The organism is Streptomyces mabaensis (assembly GCF_053763515.1).
Map to the genome: position 1 here is coordinate 165,457 of NZ_JBSOPZ010000009.1, position 18,357 is coordinate 183,813.

An 18,357-nucleotide genomic window follows, 5' to 3' on the forward strand; every position below is an offset into this window, starting at 1 on the left:
GCGGCCATGGTCCAGACCCCGCCCGACACCCGCACCCCCGACGTTGCCGCGCCCCCCGTCCGCACCTGGGCGGTGGTCCTCGCCGCGTGTGCCGGGCAGTTCCTCGTCGTACTCGACATCTCCGTGGTGAACGTCGCCCTGCCGTCCATGCGCACCGGACTCGGGCTCGGCGACCTGGGGCTCCAGTGGGTCGTCAACGCGTACTCGATCGCCTTCGCCGGCTTCCTGCTGCTCGGCGGACGGGCCGCCGACATCTACGGCCGCAAGCGGATGTTCCTCATCGGTCTCGGGCTGTTCACCGCCGCCTCGCTCGCGGGCGGACTCGCGCAGGAGGGCTGGCAGTTGCTCGCCGCCCGCGCGGCGCAGGGCCTCGGCGCGGCCGTCGTGGCCCCGGCGACGCTCACGCTGCTCACCTCGGCCGTACCGGAGGGCCCCGCGCGGGCGCGGGCCATCGGGACCTGGACGGCGGTCGGCGCGGGCGGCGGCGCGGCCGGCGGGCTCGTCGGCGGGGCGCTGACCGAACTGCTGTCGTGGCGCTGGGTGCTGCTGATCAATGTGCCCGTCGGCGCGGTCGTCCTGGTCTGCGCGGCGCTGTGGCTCGCGGAGAGCCGCGCCGGCGGCCGGCGGCGGATCGACCTGCCGGGCGCGGTACTGGTCACCGGCGGGCTCGCGGTCTTCGCGTACGGCATCGCACAGACCGAGGCCGAGGGCTGGACGGCGGCCGCAACCCTGCTGCCCCTGCTCGCCGGACTCGCCCTGCTCGGCGTCTTCGTGGCGGTGGAGGCGCGGACGAAGGTGCCGCTGATGCCGCTGAAGGTGTTCCGGGTACGGACGGTGTCGGCGGCCAACGCGGCGATGTTCGGATGCGGTTCGGCGATGTTCTGCATGTGGTACTTCATGACGCTGTACGCGCAGAACGTGCTCGGCTACACCCCGCTCGGGGCGGGCCTGGCGCTGATTCCCAGCTCACTGGCCGTCGTACTCGGCTCCAAGCTCGCGCCCCGCCTGATGGCACGCACCGGCGCGCGGAACCTCGCCCTCATCGGCACGCTGGTGGCCACGGCCGGGTTCGGCTGGCAGTCCACGATGGGCGCCGATGGCACGTACCTCACGGCGGTCCTCGGCCCCGGGCTCCTCATGATGTTCGGCGGCGGCCTGGCCGCCACGCCGCTCGCGGCGCTGGCCACGGCGGGCGCGGCGCCGGGCGACGCGGGCCTCGTCTCCGGGCTGATCAACACCTCGCGGACGATGGGCGGTGCGCTCGGCCTCGCGGTGCTGTCGACGGTCGCGGCGTCGCGGACGGGCGGCGCGGCGGCCCCGGAGTCCCTGACCGCCGGCTACGCGCTGGCGTTCCGTACCGGCGGACTCGTACTGATCGGATGCGTGCTGCTGATGCTGGTGTGGCTGCCCCGCGGCACCGCGGAACGGAGCTAGGTTCCTGTCCGGCGCGTGGGGACGCTCGCGGGCGCGGTCACAGGGCGCGGTCCGGGGGCGCGGCCAGGGCCGGGTCGATGACCGTCTCACCGGTCAGCACCCGGCGGATCGCGGCGGCCAGCTCCTGGACCGGGCCGTCCTTGACCAGAAAGCCCGCGGCGCCCGCGTCCAGGGCGCGGCGCAGATATCCGGGCCGGCCCGACGTGGCCAGGATCAGTACCCGGCAGTCCGGGACCTCCTCCCGCAGATCCGCGGCGACGTCGAGTCCGCCGCGCACCGGCAGGCCGAGGTCCAGCAGCGCCACATCGGGACGGACGCGGAGCGCGGCCGCCACGACCTCGTCCCCGGCGGAGACCTGCGCCACGACCTCGATGTCCGCCTCCAGGCCGAGCAGCAGCGCCAGAGCGCCGTGCGCGCACTGATCCTCGGCGAGGAGGACGCGTACACACTTCGCCGGCCGGTATTCCCGGGGCATCTCGTTCACAGGTCAAGCGTAGGACCGTGACCGCCCGTCCGCCCGGCCGTTGACCAGGCATGACGAAGACACACCGGATTCTCGCCGCCGTCGCCCTCGCCGCCGGGGCTTCGGCCCTCGCCGCCCCCGCCGCCAGTGCCCACCACCACCCCGGCCCGCACGCCGGCCCCAGCAGCCAGTCCGCCGAGGAGCAGCTCGATGTCATGAGCCAGCTCGGCCAGATCCGCCAGCTCGGACAGCTCGGCCAGGTGAAGCAGGTCGCCGAACCGGCGGCCCCCGTCCTCGGCCTGGTGAACGCCATCGAATAGCCCCGGAACGGGCCCGGACCCAGCACATCTGACGTCACGTCAGCAGTCTTCACATGTACTGCGGGGTGCGTTATACATAGGGGCCATCGGCCTAGAACGCGTTCTAGAACGGGCGCGGCGGGCCGGTCCCCGACGACCTCGGTGCGGCCGACGGTGCGGACGGCCGCACCGAGGTCTTTCCACCCGCCTCCCGTCAAGGAGCAGCATCCTCATGCCGATCGATGCCGCAAGGGCCGTGGCGGCCGAACCCCGCTCCAGCGAGATCAGCTGGGATCACAAGGACATCCAGCTCTACCACCTGGGCCTCGGCGCGGGCGTGCCCGCGACCGACCCCGGTGAACTCCGCTACACCCTCGAGTCCAGGCTGCACGTGCTGCCCAGCTTCGCCACCGTCGCGGGCAGCGGCATGGCCCTGGCCGGCGGCCTCTCCGCCCCCGGCGTCGACGTCGACCTGGCCTCCGTACTGCACGGCGGCCAGAGCATCGAGCTGCACCGGCCGATCCCCGTCCGCGGCACGGCCGTCGCGACCTCCCGGGTCCAGGCGGTGTACGACAAGGGCAAGGCCGCCGTCCTCGTCCTGCGCTCCGAGGTCGCCGACGGCGACGGCCCGCTGTGGACCAGCGACGCCCAGATCTTCGTACGCGGCGAGGGCGGGTTCGGCGGCGAGCGCGGCCCGGCCGGCCGGCTCGAACTGCCCGCCCGCGAACCGGACAGGACCGTGGACCAGCCGATCCGGGAGGACCAGGCGCTGCTGTACCGGCTCTCCGGCGACTGGAACCCGCTGCACGCCGACCCCGAGTTCGCCAAGCTCGCCGGCTTCGACCGACCGATCCTGCACGGACTCTGCACGTACGGCATGACGCTGAAGGCCGTGGTCGACACGGCCCTGGACGGCGATGTCTCCCGCGTCCGCTCGTACACCACCCGCTTCGCCGGAGTCGTCTTCCCCGGCGAGACCCTGCGCATCCGGATGTGGCGGTCGCCGGGCCGCGTCCAGGTGTCGGTCACCGCCGTAGAGCGGGACGACGCGCCGGTCCTCGCCGACACGGTCGTCGAGCACGTCTAGCAAGCACGCAGCCCGTACCCATCGACCCGTACCCATCGAAGGGAGCCGCACCGTGCGCGCAGCCGTACTGCACGAGATCGGCCAGGACAAGCTCGAGATACTCGACGACGTCGAGGCGGTGGGCTTCGGCCCCGGCAAGGTGAGGATCCGCGTCCGGGCCACCGGCCTCTGCCATTCGGACGTCTCGGCGATGAACGGCGTGCTGCCGCAGCCCGCGCCCTTCATCCCCGGCCACGAAGGCGCGGGCGAGGTCGTCGACGTCGGCGACGGCGTGACGAGCGTCCAGCCCGGCGACCGGGTGCTGCTGTGCTGGCTGCCCGCATGCGGCCGGTGTCCCGCCTGCAAGCGCGGCCAGACGCACCTCTGCCTGGCCGGCTTCATGAACGCCGGCACCCCCAACTTCAGGCGCCCCGGAGGGGATGTGTTCGGCTTCGCCGGCACCGGCACCTTCACCGAGGAGGTCGTCGTGGACGCGGGCTGCGCGGTACCGATACCCGACGACGTGCCGTTCGACATCGCGGCACTCATCGGCTGCGGGGTCACGACCGGCCTCGGCGCGGCGGTCAACACCGCCGACGTGTCCACCGGTTCGTCCGTCGCCGTCATCGGCTGCGGTGGTGTCGGGATCTCCGCCATCCAGGGCGCGCGGCTCAAGGGCGCGGCCCAGATCGTCGCCGTCGACCCGGTGGCCTCGCGGCGCGAGGCGGCCCTGAGGTTCGGGGCCACCGAGGCCGTCGCGCCGGACGAACTCCCCGACGCCAAGCAGCGGTTCACCGCCGGCGAGGGCTTCGACTACGTCTTCGAGGTCGTCGGCAAGTCCGCAACCGCGCGGACGGCGTACGAGACGACCCGGCGCGGCGGCACCCTCTGCGTCGTCGGCGCGGGCGCCCTGGACGACTTCCTCCAGCTCAGCATGTTCGAGCTGTTCTTCGACGAGAAGCGGATTCTGCCGTCGATGTACGGGGGCGGCGACGTGCTCACGTCGTACGAGCGGGCCATCGCCCTCTGGCGGGCGGGCCGGATCGACCTGGAGGGGCTGATCACCCACCGGGTGCAGCTCGCCGAGATCAACGACGCCCTCGACCAGATGCGCACGGGCGAGGCGCTCCGCACCTGCATCGAGATCTGAGGGGACTTTGATGTCACTGCCACTTGACGGCCTGTCCGCCGTCGTCACCGGCGCGGGCCGCGGCCTCGGGCGCGCCGAGGCGATCGAACTCGCCCGCCTCGGCGCGAGCGTCGTGGTCAACGACTTCGGCCGGCCGGGGCGGGACGGCTCGGGCGAGCCCTCGGCCGCGCCGGCCGAGGAGGTGGCCGCCGAGATCCGGGCGGCGGGCGGGCAGGCCGTGGCCCACCTCGGGGACGTGGCCGACTTCGGCCAGGCCCGCGAACTCGTCGAAACGGCCGTCTCCCACTTCGGCAAACTGGACATCCTGGTCAACAACGCGGGCATCCTCCGTGACCGCATGATCTTCTCGATGTCCGAGGACGAGTGGGACTCGGTGATCCACGTCCACCTCAAGGGCCACTTCAACACCACCCACTTCGCCTCCGCCCACTGGCGCGAACGCTCCAAGGCGGCCGGCGGTCCGGTCTACGGCCGCATCGTCAACACCTCCTCGGAGGCCTTCCTCGCCGGGTCCGCCGGCCAGCCCAACTACGCGGCGGCCAAGGGCGGCATCGTCGGCCTCACCACGTCGACGGCGCTGGCGCTCGCCAAGTACGGCGTGACGGCCAACGCGATCTGCCCGCGCGCCCGCACCCGGATGACCGAGGACGTCTTCCAGAGCTTCGCCGTCCCGGACGAGGACAAGCTCGACCCACTCGCACCGGAGCACGTCTCGCCCCTGGTCGGCTACCTGGCCTCCCCGGCCGCGTCCCGGGCAACCGGCCAGCTCTTCGTGGTCCACGGCGGGATCGTGGCCGTCATGGAACGCCCCCGCGTGGCCGCGAAGTTCGACACGGCGAAGGAGGCCTTCACGTACGGGGAGCTGGACGAGCTGCTCACCCCGTACTACGAGGCCCGGCCCCCGGCCGAGACCTTCGCGGCACCGGAGGTCCTGACCCTGAAGCACGGCTAGTGCTCGGCGCTCCACGGAAGTCGGAGGACCTGATACGGCACCCACCCCAGAGCAGTGTCGGTCGATATAGCCGCTGATCTGCGTATTCATGCCGCAGATGTGATGTTGATCACTGTTGACTCGCTCATGACCGGGACCCATATTTGGCCCACTTATGTAGGGGCCATGTAAGACCTGGGGCGGGCTTGTGAATGGTGGGGTGTGGCGTCGTGCGCGCCGCAGATTTGGGGTAGCCGCAGTCGCTGCTGCCGTTGTCGCAGCGGTACTTCCGCCGTTCACGGATGGAGCCTCTGCACTGGCGCGGGCCGGTGCAGAGGCGTCTGAACCTGAGCTGTCCGAGGGGCAGGAGGCCCTGCAACGGGCTGAGGCTGCTGGAGAACGCGTCGAAGTTGCCGGTGAACGCACCGAGCGGGAGACGGTTTTCGCCAATCCCGACGGTGAGACGTTCACCATGGAGAAGTCGATCGTTCCGGTGCGGGTGGAAGCGCCAGGTGGTGGCTGGACGGCCCCGGACGCCACACTCGAGCGGCGTGCGGACGGCTCCATCGGGCCGAAGGCCGCCACGGTCGATGTGACGTTCTCAGCCGGTGGTACGGGTTCGGATCTCGTGACGATCGCTGAGGACGGCCGGTCGGTGTCGCTGGGCTGGCCGGGCCGTCTGCCTGCTCCGCGTCTGGACGGGCCGCGGGCTGTGTACGAAGACATCCTGCCCGATGTTGACCTGATCATGACGGCAACGGTGGAGGGCTACCGGCAGGTCCTCGAGGTCCAGACCCCCAAGGCGGCAGCCAATCCTGAGCTCAAGCGCCTTGAGTTCGCGATGGAGGCCGAAGGCCTGACCGTCAAGGAGAGTGTGGCCGGCGGCGTTGAGACGTACGACGCCAATGGCCAGGTCGTCTTCCGCGCGCCCGCTGCGCAGATGTGGAACTCAGCCGGCGATACGACACCGCAGGCGGACAGCTCCTCCGACCGCGGATCCGGCCCGAGCGCGCAGATCGGTGCTCTGTCGCCGGTGGATCCTGCTTCGCCCGCTGAGAACCCTGTTCCGGTAGCGCCGCCTGAAGAGGGCGATCCGCTCGCCGGTCCAGGAGCGGGGGACGAGTCCGCGGTGCTGGATGTTGCCGTTGACGCAGACTCAGTGACAGTTACCCCGGATACTGAGCTGCTGGCCCAGACGGAGCCGGCCGACTACCCCGTCTACATCGATCCGACGTGGGAGTTGAACGAGTCGGAACGTACGGTGCTGTCCTCCGACGGTGACGTCTTCTACAACTTCTCCGGCGGCTCCAACGGAATGAGCGTCGGAAAGTGCGGCTCAGCTGTGATCGGGGGCGTCTCCTACTACTGCGGCAACGGCTATGTGAACCGCATGTACTTCGAGTTCGCGCCGGACCAGCTCAAGGGCAAGCACGTGCTGGACGCGACGTTCCGGGTGACCGAGACATGGTCGTTCTCCTGCGACGCCCGCTGGGTCGACCTGGAACGCACCAACAACATCTCTTCGGCCTCGAAGTGGCCGGGACCGGCCAAGCTCGACCAGATGGGTGATCGGCACGTCTCGGCGGGACGGGGCAGCCACTGCTCCCCCTCTCAGCCACGCGCTCCTATCGAGTTCAACGACAATCCGGACGAGACGGATGAGAATCTGACCGCGACGGTCCGGAGCTTCGCCACCGGCGGCATCGCTCGTCTGACGCTGATGCTGATGGCCAAGGACGAGACGGACACGATCTCGTGGAAGCGGTTCGACGACGACGCCGTACTCAGCGTGACCTATGTCGGAATCCCCGCACTGCCCAGGGACGTCGGCTTCGTCACCAGCACGAAGCCAGTATGTTCAACGAATTCCGCTGCTCCGTCGGTGGTGAGTGACCCGACTCCTCAGGTGACCGGCACACCGCTCACCGTCTCGGGCGGCTCACCCGAAGCGAAACTACGCATCCGCTGGCGCACTGACCGCTGGGACGGCACGGCCTGGGTGACAGCCCACACAGACGTCACAAGCGCCACCGTGGGCAATCTCGTACCGCAGAGCAAGCCCCTTCCCACTCTTCAAGAGGGCGTGAAGTACCGGCTCAAAGCCCTGACGCTGTCGTACTACGACAACGGGATCAACTTCCTGAACACCGGCTACACCGCTCCCTGCTACTTCAGCGTCGACTCGCTCGCGCCGAAGGCTCCCAATATCACCTTCAATGCCTCTGCTCCGTACACACCGTGCACAACAAACGACTGTGTCCCTGGCGGCAAGCCCGGACTGACTGGCTCGTTCACGGTGAGTCCGGCCGCCGGGGATACGAATGTGGCGTACCGGTACCAGCTGTCGACGGGCGGCAGCATCTGGACGGAGAAGTCCGGCGCGACAGTGACGATCAACCCGGTACCTCCCACATCCGGCACCATGCATCTGTCCGTCAAGGCGAAGGATTCCGTGGGCCGGTGGGGCGCCACCAGCATCGTCGAGTTCGTGGTCAAGGAGGGTGACGGGCCCATCGGACGGTGGAGTTTCGATGAGACGTCCGGGGCGGCCGTGGACTCCTCAACCACCGATGCCACGCTGCAGGACAACGCCACTCTGGCTGGCGGTGCCATGCGCACGGATCAGGGACGCCGCGGCGAATTCGTGGCCAAGGCGGCCACGGGGACCACGCCTGAAGAAAGGCGCGTCGACTCGGGGCTCAAACTGGACGGTACGGCTGCGAACGCCGCGACGGCAGGACAGGTCCTCGACACGCGTGCCTCCTACACCGTGACGGCCTGGGTCCGGCTGGAGAAGAAGGGCCGCAATTACACGGTTCTGGGGCAGGACGGTGCTCAGAACAGCCCGTTCTACCTCGGCTACTGCGAAACCGTCGGGACCTGGTGCGTCCGCCTGGCCGATGCCGATTCGGCGTCGACGTCCCTGGACAACCAGCGCGTCAACGCCAAGGCCCCCGCCACGACCGGCGTCTGGACTCACCTCACCGCAGTCGTTGACGCCGAGAAGAACACGATGACGCTCTACGTCAACGGGAACAGCCAGGGCAGTGACACCCTCACCAGCACGTGGTCGGCGACCGGAGCGCTGCAGATCGGGCGGGCGAAGCACAAGGGCCTCTACACCGACTACTTCGCCGGTGTGATCGACGAGGTGGGTGTGTGGCAAGGCGCCTTGAACGACATTCAGGTCGAGCAGGAGATGGCGCTGCTCGACAAGGCTGGGAATGCGTTCGTCGAGCTCGTGGCGGGCTGGAATCCGGCGGGTAAGCAGGGAACCTCACTGACTGACTCCTCCGGCTACAGTCGCACCCTGACGCTGTCTTCGGGAGCCTCACTCAACGGCGAGAATGTCGTACTCGACGGCACCACCGGTGCGGGTACGACGCCGGGCCCTGTGGTGGACGACTCCGGCTCTTTCACGGTGACCACGGAGGCGCTGGTCGACTCCGCAGGGCTTGCGTCCAAGCCGGTCGGCTACAAGGCGCAGATACTCGGGCAGAAGACCGCGACGGATTCGTCCTGGAGCCTGTGGTTCGAGAAGACCGGCACTGCGCAGGAACCGGTGCGGGATGCGAACGGCGATCCGGTCACGGATGACAACGGCGAGTTCGTCACCAAGACGGTCCAGCTGGGCCGCTGGCACTTCGGTCGCCTGACCGCGGACGGCACCGGTGCATCGGTGGTCAGCAACGAGAACGCCCTCATGGACTCCGAGACGCGCCTGACCGGAATCTATGACGCCCAGGCCAGGACGATCAGCCTGCACCTGACCGCAGACCGGCAGGGTGAAGACCTCGCCTATACCGCGGCTGTCGGCAGCGGGGAGTTCGCTGTCGGCAAGGGCTACCTCGCGGGTGCCTGGGGCAATTACCTGCCCGGCAGGATCAGCGACATCCGCCTGTGGGCCGGCGCGCTCAGCAGCGACGCCCAAGTCCAAAGCGTTGTCGGTACCTGAACACCCCTTGAACGCAAGCCCGGCCGGAGCCACGCCTGTGTCTCCGGCCGGGCACTCTCTACCGCCATTCTTCTGCTGCCGACTCTCGGCGGCTGTATCCCCCATGGAGTGACCCCGGGTGTCAAGATCCTTCCGCATTGCCAGAACTCCCGCGCCAGGAGGCGACGGGCCAAGCCGAGCTGGCGCCCGTCGATATCGCGTTCCGCTGATCGGGGCTCTGGTCCTGGCTCTGTCAGTCCCCGGCGCACTCGTGCCCATCGCTGCCGCTGCCGACCCGCCCATCGCTACTGCTGCCGACCCGCTGGGCCGGACAGACGTTCCCAAGCCCCGCGTCAGCAAGGTGAAGGCGATCACGAGCCTGGGCGGCAAGAAAGCCCTGGCCCAGGTCGCGAAGAACAAGAAGACCAATCAGGCCCAAGCCGAGCGCGCTCGCAGCGAGCGCCGTGCCTCCTGGCCCACAGCATCGAAGTCGGCCCGGGACGTGTCAGCCAAGCAGACCGCCGGCTCGGTGGTCAGCGTCACGGTGGCCAAACCGGACAGGAAGTCGCGTGGCGCAGTTGCCGCGGCCGCCGGCAAGGCCAGCGTGAACGTGCTCGACCAGAAGACCGCCCGGAAGGCCGGCATCACCGGCGTGCTGTTCACCGCCGCCACCGACCAGCCCGGCAAGGCCAAGATAGCGGTCGACTACAGCTCGTTCGCCTCGGCTGTGGGCGGTAACTGGTCCACGCGTCTGGGCCTGGTGCGCCTGCCTGCCTGTGTGACGACCACGCCGCAGAAGGCCGCCTGCCGCACCGCGACTCCGGTTCCCTCCACCAACGACCTCGGCAAGCAGACGGTGAGCGCTCCCGTCACCCTCGCCCCCGCGGCCTCGGGCGGCAGCCGCTCCACCAGCAGCGGTGCTCCGATGGTGATGGCGCTGGCAGCCACAACCACCACCTCCGGCAACGGCGCGGGTGACTTCAAGGCCACCCCTCTGTCGTCGTCTTCCACCTGGGAGGCTGGCGCCTCCTCGGGATCGTTCACTTGGTCCTACCCGCTGACCGTGCCACCGGCCGCCGCTGGCCCGGTGCCGTCGCTGGCCCTGTCCTACGACACCGGCAGCATCGACGGACGCACCGCAAACACCAACAACCAGAGCTCCCAGGTTGGCGAAGGCTTCAACCTCACGTCCTCGTACATCGAGCGCAAGTACGGCTCCTGCGACGACGACGGCCAGAGCGACAAGTTCGACCAGTGCTGGAAGTACGAGAACGCCTCCCTCGTCCTGAACGGCAAAGCCAGCGAACTCGTCAAGGACGACACGACCGGTAAGTGGCGTCTAAAGAACGACGACGCCTCCCAGGTCACTCTTGCCACCGGCGCTTCCAACGGCGACGGCAACGGCGAGCACTGGAAGGTCGTCACCGGCGACGGCACCACCTACACCTTCGGCCTCAACCAGCTCCCCGGCGCCGACACCCAGCGCACCAACTCGGTGTGGACGGTGCCCGTCTTCGGTGACGACTCCGGCGAGCCCGGCTACACCAAGGGCAGCACATTCGCCGACCGGTCCGAGACACAAGCCTGGCGCTGGAACCTCGACCTGGTCCAGGACGTCCACGGCAACGCTTCCACCTACTGGTACACCGCCGAGTCGAACCACTACGCCAAGAACGGCGACAAGACCGCACTCGCTCCCTACACCCGCGGCGGCTACCTGAACGAGATCCGCTACGGACAGCGCGCGGACACCCTCTTCACCGGCACCCCCTCGGGCAAGGTGAACTTCAGCTACGTCGAACGGTGCACGGCCGCCGACTGCTCCTCCCTCAACGAGGACACCGCAGACAACTGGCCCGACGTCCCGCTGGACGCCATCTGCACCGCCTCCGAGACCGACTGCCTCGCCAAGGGGCCTACATTCTTCTCCCGCAAGCGCCTGACCGGCATCGACACCTCCGTGTGGTCCACGGCTGCCGAGCCCGACGCCTATGTCGCAGTCGACTCCTACAAGCTCATCCAGGAGTACCTCGACGGTGGCGACATCGGCAACAGCTCCGACCAGACCCTGGTGCTGAAGTCCCTGCAGCGCACCGGTAAGCCCGGCACTCCGATCACGTTGCCGCCGGTCGACTTCACCTACCACATGAAGCCCAACCGGGTCGACGCTCCGGCCGACGACATCCTGCCGCTGCACCGGCCCCGCCTGAACACTGTCACCTCCGAGACCGGCGCGATCACCACCGTGACCCTGTCCGCCCCGCAATGCGTCCGCGGCAGCAAGATGCCCGCCGCCGAGGACAACAACGCCCTGTCCTGCTACCCGCTCTACTGGGCCCCCAACGGCGGCGACACCCCGGAGCTGGACTGGTTCCACAAGTACAACGTCGCCACCGTTACCACCACCGACCCGGCCGGCCAGAACGAACCCGTCGAGAACTCCTACACCTACGAGAGCCCAGGCTGGCACTACAACGACGACCCGTTCACTCCCGACAAGGAACGGACGTGGTCGAACTGGCGCGGGTACGGCAAGGTCACCAGCTACACCGGCGACACCGCCCACACCCAGTCCAAGACGGTCAAGCTGTTCATGCAGGGCATGCACGGCGACAAGCTCAAGGGCACGACCACCACACGCGCCGCCGTCGTCAGGGGCATCGACCTGCCCGGCCTGGATGTCGGTGACGTCAACGACCTCGACCCGTACGCCGGATTCGAGCGCCAGCAGATCACGTACAACGGCTCTACACCGATCTCCACGACGGTCAGCGACAGCTGGAGCAAGGAGACCGCCAGCCAGCAGAAGTCCTACGCCAACACCAAGGCGCACTTCGTGCGCACCGCCCGGACCTCCAACTACACGTATCTGACCGCAACCGCGGCCTGGCGTCGCAGCTACACCGACAACGTCTACGACGACTACGGCATGACCACTCAGGTCAGCGCTGCCGGCGACTCCAACAAGACCGGCGATGAGACCTGCGCCCGCACCTGGTACGCCCGCAACGACGCCAAGGGCCTGACCAATCTGGTCTCCCGCACTCGGATCGTCGCTAGTGCCTGCAAGGACACCGCTGGCAACGTCATCACGGATGACAAGCTGAACCTGCCCGTGTCCTCGGCGACCCGCGGCGACGTCCTGGCTGATACGGCGGTCGTCTACGACAACACCGCCGCCACCGGTTGGAGCATCTCCCAGTCACCTACCCTGGGCCTGCCCACCTGGAGCGGCCGCGCCCAGGCCTACCCGGCCGCCCTCGGCACCGCCGACCGCAACCCGTCCGCCACCACCGGTTGGCAAACTGTCGCCAAGACCACCTACGACACAGCGACCAGCAAACTCGGCCGGCCCCTGACTGTCACCAACGCCGAGGGCAAGGTCACGTCGACCAGTTACACGCCGGCTGACAAGGGGCCACTGACCTCCACCATCGTCAGCAGCCCCCAGCTTGCTGCCAACGGTCAGCAACACAAGGCCTACACCTACCTCGACCCGACCCGCGGGCTCACCAAGCGCACCCTCGATGCCAACCTGAAGAAGACCGAGCACAACTACGACGCACTGGGCCGCATCACCGGCACCTGGCTGCCCAATCGTGTTCCCGGCGTCGACACCCCCAACGCAAAGTACGAGTACTCCGTCACCCGCACCGCACCGCCCTGGACCTCGGTGGCCACCCTCAAAGCAGACGGCACCACCTACCAGACCAGCTTCACCATCCTCGACGCACTGCTGCGCCCCCTCCAAGGGCAGTTCCCGTCACCGCTCGGCGGCCGGATCCTGACCGACACCCGCTACGACTCCCGTGGCCTGGCCTACGAGACGTTCGCCGACATCTTCGACGACACCACGGCCCCGAACGGCATCTACACCCGCGCCGAGTACGGCGAGGCACCCGAGCAGACGCAAACGGCCTTTGACGGCGCTGGCCGAGCCACCACGTCGAAGCTGCTGATCTTCGGCCAGGAGAAGTGGGAGACCACCACTTCCTACACCGGTGACTCCGTCGCCACGTCCGCCCTCCAGGGCGGTACAGCCACCCGCACCATCACCGACGCCCTAGGCCGCACCACGCAGACCCGCACCTACAGCGGCGCCACGCCGAACGACACCGCATACGGCGCCACCCTTGGAACCGCGTACACCAGCGTCAGCCACACCTACACGCGCGACGGGAAGCCGTCCGAGGTGACCGGTCCCGACGGCGCCAAGTGGTCTTACACCTACGACCTCTTCGGCCGTCAGATCACCGCGAGCGACCCTGACAAGGGAACCGCCAGCACCACGTACACGGCGCTCGACCAGATCGCGACCACCAAGAACTCGAACCAGGACTCGAACAACAACACGCTGCTCTACGCATACGACGAGCTGGGCCGAAAGACCGGCCAGTGGAAGTCCTCCAAGACGGATGCGAACAAACTGGCCGTCTGGACCTTCGACAGCATCCTGAAGGGCCTGCCCGACACCTCGACCCGCTTCGAAGGCGGCACTACGGGCAAGGCCTACACCAAGAAGGTCACCGCCTACGACTCCTTGGGCCGAGCCACCAGCACCGACCTGATCCTGCCGAGCGACGACCCGCTCGTCACGGCCGGCGCAGTCACCGCCACCAGCACCTACGGCACGGCCTACCGGCTGGATGGCACGGTCAACAACATCAAGGAACCCGCCGCCGGCGGCCTTCCCTCTGAGATCATCGGAACCGACTACAACGCCTACGGACTGCCCGTCGGGCTGACCGGCATCAGCGGCTACCTCCTGGGTGTCTCTTACTCGGCTCTCGGGGAAGCCCAGCAGATGACGCTGGGCACGTCCACGGCTGCAGGGGTCAAGAAGGCCTACCTCAATAACCGGTACGAGCAGGGAACTGGCCGTCTCACACGGTCCTTCGTCACTGACGAAACCCACCCCTGGATGCCGCAGGACCTCAACTACACCTACGACCAAGCCGGCAATGTCACCTCCATCCAAGACCCGGCCACCCTCGGCGGCACCACTAAGCCCGACTACCAGTGCTTCACCTACGACGGCCAACGCCGCCTGACCGAAGCCTGGACCCCCCGCACGGCCGACTGCACGGTCACCGGCCGCACCACCAGCAACATCGACGGCCCGGCCCCCTACTGGACCAGCTACACCTACAACACCGCCGGCCAGCGCGCGACTGAAACCAAGCACGACACCACTACGACCACCACCACCTACTGCTATAACCAGGCACGCCCCCACGCACTGGCCGCCACCACCAAAACAGCCAGCTGCACCGGCGTTGCCGACCAGTACAAGTACGACAGCACCGGCAACACCATCCAGCGCGTCGAAAATGCTGGCGGCACCACCAGCCAGACACTCAGCTGGAACCCCGAGGGCGCTCTCAGCAAGCTCACCGAAGGCACCGCCAGCACCAACTACATCTACGACGCCGACGGTGAACTGCTCATCCGACGCGACATCGGCGGCGAGACGGTCCTCTACACAGGGACCACGGAAGTCCACCTCAAGGCCGGAAAGAAATGGGCCAACCGCTACTACACGGTCGCTGACTCCGTTCTGGCTATCCGCACAAATGAATCCGGCACCGCCAAGGTTTCCTTCCTCGCGGCAGACCGGCACGGCACCTCCAGCCTCGCTCTCGACAGCAGCACCCAAGCGATCACCAAGCGGCACACCACTCCCTTCGGCAGTCTCCGCGGCACCCCCACCGGCGCCTGGCCCGACGACAAGAGCTTCCTCGGCAAGCCGGCAGACACCACCACCGGCCTCACCCACATCGGCGCCCGCGAATACGACCCCACCACCGGTCAATTCATAAGCGTCGACCCGGTCCTTGCCACGCACAGCGCACAGTCACTCAACGGCTACAGCTACGCCAACAACACTCCGGTAACCACCAGCGACCCCAGCGGAATGTGTGCGGAAGTCGACTGCCCAACCCGCGGAACGAAGCCGGACGGAACACCGGGGAAGAACACCACACCCGGAAGGGCTCCCGTCGCCAGCGACGGTCCGGACGACACGCCTCCCGGCTGCTACGGCGATTGCGACGGCTACACGGAGATCTACCCGGGCGTAATAGTTCCCGACACGTGGGACGGGGCGGAAGTATTTACGGACAAGTTCCTCCGCGGGGTAGAGGAGCACTGCGGACGCTACGGCTTTGACTGCCTTGCCCGCCAGCAGCAAGATCCCGATACATCAATTGTCGCGCAGGCCAAGCTGCGGCTCGCACTCATCATGTTCCATGTCTGCCAAGGACAATGCCCCGAGAACGTTTCCACCCTTCCGGAAGCTCTTTCCGCAGGAGCGCTCGGAGCTGCCGCATTCGGAGTCGGGAAGGGCGGCGGAGGCCTGGGATCGAAGCCGGGACCGCGATCCGGCGGCACAGACCTGACACGAGGCGAAAAGGTTGCTGCTGCTGCCGGGGTCGATGACCTGTCGCCAGCGTTGCGTAAGAACCTCACCCGTTTCATGAAGGGGAGTCCTGGGGATGCCCAGATTCCGCAGATCATTCGCCTCCCTGAAGGCGCTGCGGAGTTCAGCTACAAGGTCCCTGGAAGGGTTCCCGGGTCGTACGCGGTGTATCGGAAGCGGGTGGATGCCGAAGGGGTCACAGAGTTGTCTTACAAGACGACTTTCCTTCCTGGCGGCAGCATCGCGCACATCAAGTTCAAGTGAGGGTGAGGACCGTGGAGTCGGATGCTTGCCAGGCTCTGACCAGTTTGATTCGATGGGAATCTTCGCTGGATCGGCTAATCGACGGCGCCAACCGATGTGATCGACGCGAGGGGCCTTCCGTACGCCTGGATCGTGATGCTGTAAGGGAGGTTCTTCAGCGGTGCATTTCCAGAGAAGTAGACATTCTTGATTTGCCGCGGTGGGCCGGGGCAGTTCACATGCTGGAGCGTGTCGAGATCGATGAAGTGGATGTCGATTTGCTGACTCAATTCCTCTTCGAGGTGTCGAGTCCTGAACTGTTCGAGCCGATCACCGTTGACGTATGTCAGCGATGGCTCAGCCGAATGGAGTAGGCGTAGCACTCTGCTCACGCAAAAGCCTGGAGGTCCGGACGGAGGATTCCGACCGGGCCTCCAGGGCGTTTGACTGCAACGGTGACGGCAACGTCAGCGGACAACTGCCGAGGGGGTGGGTCGTCAGGATCCTCGTTGCCGGGGCTGCCCGGCCGTTGAAGGCGAACATCACGCCCACCTGGTGCAGCTGGGCACCGGGGTCCGGTCAACGTCCCGCCCCATGCCACTTCCAACGCTCACTGCTCTTCCCACGCGGCAGGTGGCGGGCGTGGTGGAGGCTGTGGAGCATACGGTCGCGGTCCGCGGGATGTGTGCCGCGTGTACAGGGATTCGGGGCATCAGGATGAGGCCCGGGGCACGGTGAAGGTGGCGGCTACGTTGTCCGCGCCCTGGCGAGCGCCGCTGGCCGCGCCGGGCCAGGCCAGGTACACGGCGCGGCGTCTCGTCCCCACCTGTGGGAGTGGGGGAGGAGAAGCCGACCGCCACCGCGGCCGGGGCGGACGGCGCCGGAAACACGCTGCCTGGCCCGCGCACCGGGCTCCGTCCGCTGCGCCGGTTCCGATGCGGCCGGGCGGACAGTGGGTGCGGGCCGGCGGACGACCCGCGTGTGCGTAATGAGCTTTGCGCACGCAGCGCACACCCCGGGCGTAATCGTTCCCGACAGTTGGGACCAGGCGGAAGTATTCACGTCCGAGTTTCCTTCGAGGGGTGGAGGAACACTGCGGACGCTACGGGTTTGACTGCCTTGCCCGCCAGCAGCGCGACCCTGATACGGCAATTGCCGCGCAGGCGAAAATGCGGCTAGCGCTGATCAAGTTCCACGTCTGTCAAGGGCTATGCCCCCAAGAACGTCTGACTTACGGGCACTCTGCAGGCGAGAAACAAGGCTCTAGAGCTTCTTGGTCCAATTGACTCGTTAAGTCGAACCCCTTATTTTAGTAAGCTGGCGTCTTCCAAAGTCTACGGCAAGGTCGTCGGGTTCGAGACCAACGTCAACGGCGTGTATAAGCAGCTTGGATTGGATTATGGCGCCAAGAATGGTCCGCACATTAACGTCATGGTTGGAAAGGGGCGACCGGTTGGCGGCATGCCGTTCCGTGGAAGGGGACTGAGGGTGACATGTTGAATCTCTTGAAGGGGAACGCATGGCGATGACAGATTTTTACGGCACTCATCCTGAGCGGCTCTCGCCCCTACTGGGCGACATGACTCAAGAGGAGCGCGGCCAAGTCGTGCTGCTAAACTGGGAGGAGAATGTTCAGGCGGAGCAATCCGCCCTGGGCTGGCTTGCCAGAGATTCTGAAGGACGGGTCAATTGGGAGAGTGCTCCATTTCTGGAGCAAGAGATCTTTGAAGATGAGCAGGATGAAGTGCTCGTCTTTAGGGATCTGCTTCGACGGCACATGTCGCCTGGTTCCCGGCTTGTTGTACTGTGGGATAACGTCGTAATCCCATCACTGGCTGCACCTTTCGACCTGATTCTCGCTAAATCGAAACACCTGCTCGCCAGTGGCCTCGGCGTATGGATCCATTCCGCGTCGGATGGTGTTCTAATCGAATCCGCATCAGGGGGTGTAATGACAGTCGCAAAAACTCCGGGATCCGGCACGGCTAACGGTTGCGACGGCTTCTAGCGGAAGCATTCGTGGCTGAAGTTCGGCAGATGATCTCAGAGGGGTGCAGCCTCATTGGCCTGGTAGAATTCCTTCGATCTGCCGAGTCTTCCAAGTTGACTCCACTAAACTTCATGAGGATGATGGAGTCTCGGGAGTTCGTTTCAAAGTTTGACCCGTAGATGTCGCCCATCGTGTCGATAGCGGATATAGAGCTGCAATGGAGATCATTCATCGACGCTCGTCGCCGAATGATGGCAAGCGATTCCCCGATCGGCGGTCCCGGGTCGGCCAGATGATGCGGCCGTCGGGCTGCTCGACGTGGTGACGCTCTTGAGCGTCTGCCACTTGGGCTCGGCGGCGGTCTGCTCGGTGTCCGCGGCCAGCTCGCGGCACTTTCGGCTCCGTACGCCCCGGTGTGACCCGTCTGGC

At 67.1% G+C, this 18,357-nt stretch carries 8 protein-coding genes and 1 pseudogene; 8 read left to right on the plus strand and 1 reads right to left on the minus strand.

The genetic code is table 11. The features are described from left to right. Window positions 1-6 precede the first annotated feature (6 nt). Entirely contained in the window at window positions 7-1,434 is a 1,428-nt protein-coding gene (locus ACWV17_RS10580; RefSeq protein ID WP_455359425.1) for an MFS transporter, read from the plus strand. Window positions 1,435-1,492: 58 nt separating this feature from the next. Here ACWV17_RS10580 and ACWV17_RS10585 read toward each other — a convergent pair. Then, window positions 1,493-1,918 (minus strand): annotated as a pseudogene (locus ACWV17_RS10585) (response regulator); the annotation flags it as partial. A gap of 50 nt (window positions 1,919-1,968) precedes the next feature. Between ACWV17_RS10585 and ACWV17_RS10590 the strand changes: the two are divergent. The 7 genes from ACWV17_RS10590 (at window position 1,969) to ACWV17_RS10620 (ending at window position 17,946) form a co-directional block, all read left to right on the plus strand. After that, on the plus strand, window positions 1,969-2,217 hold the full coding sequence (locus tag ACWV17_RS10590; RefSeq protein ID WP_455356090.1) for a hypothetical protein: 249 nt from the start codon (window positions 1,969-1,971) through the stop codon (window positions 2,215-2,217). Window positions 2,218-2,428: 211 nt separating this feature from the next. After that, window positions 2,429-3,283 carry a MaoC/PaaZ C-terminal domain-containing protein gene (locus ACWV17_RS10595; RefSeq protein ID WP_455359426.1) on the plus strand — a complete coding sequence of 285 codons (855 nt, stop codon included), beginning with the start codon at window positions 2,429-2,431 and terminating at the stop codon, window positions 3,281-3,283. 52 nt (window positions 3,284-3,335) lie between these two features. Next, window positions 3,336-4,412, plus strand: a complete 1,077-nt coding sequence (locus ACWV17_RS10600; protein ID WP_455359427.1) for a Zn-dependent alcohol dehydrogenase — start codon at window positions 3,336-3,338, stop codon at window positions 4,410-4,412. A 10-nt stretch (window positions 4,413-4,422) separates the two neighbouring features. Next, a complete protein-coding gene (locus ACWV17_RS10605; protein ID WP_455359428.1) occupies window positions 4,423-5,364 on the plus strand; it encodes a 3-oxoacyl-ACP reductase in 942 nt (313 codons plus the stop codon). Between the two features lie 451 nt (window positions 5,365-5,815). Then, window positions 5,816-9,298: a LamG-like jellyroll fold domain-containing protein gene (locus ACWV17_RS10610; protein WP_455359429.1), complete on the plus strand. Its 3,483-nt coding sequence runs from the start codon at window positions 5,816-5,818 to the stop codon at window positions 9,296-9,298. A gap of 250 nt (window positions 9,299-9,548) precedes the next feature. After that, the gene (locus tag ACWV17_RS10615; RefSeq protein WP_455359430.1) at window positions 9,549-15,959 is read left to right on the plus strand and encodes an RHS repeat-associated core domain-containing protein; all 6,411 of its coding nucleotides are present in this window, start codon (window positions 9,549-9,551) and stop codon (window positions 15,957-15,959) included. Between the two features lie 1,498 nt (window positions 15,960-17,457). Next, a complete protein-coding gene (locus tag ACWV17_RS10620; RefSeq protein ID WP_455359431.1) occupies window positions 17,458-17,946 on the plus strand; it encodes a hypothetical protein in 489 nt (162 codons plus the stop codon). Window positions 17,947-18,357 lie beyond the last annotated feature (411 nt).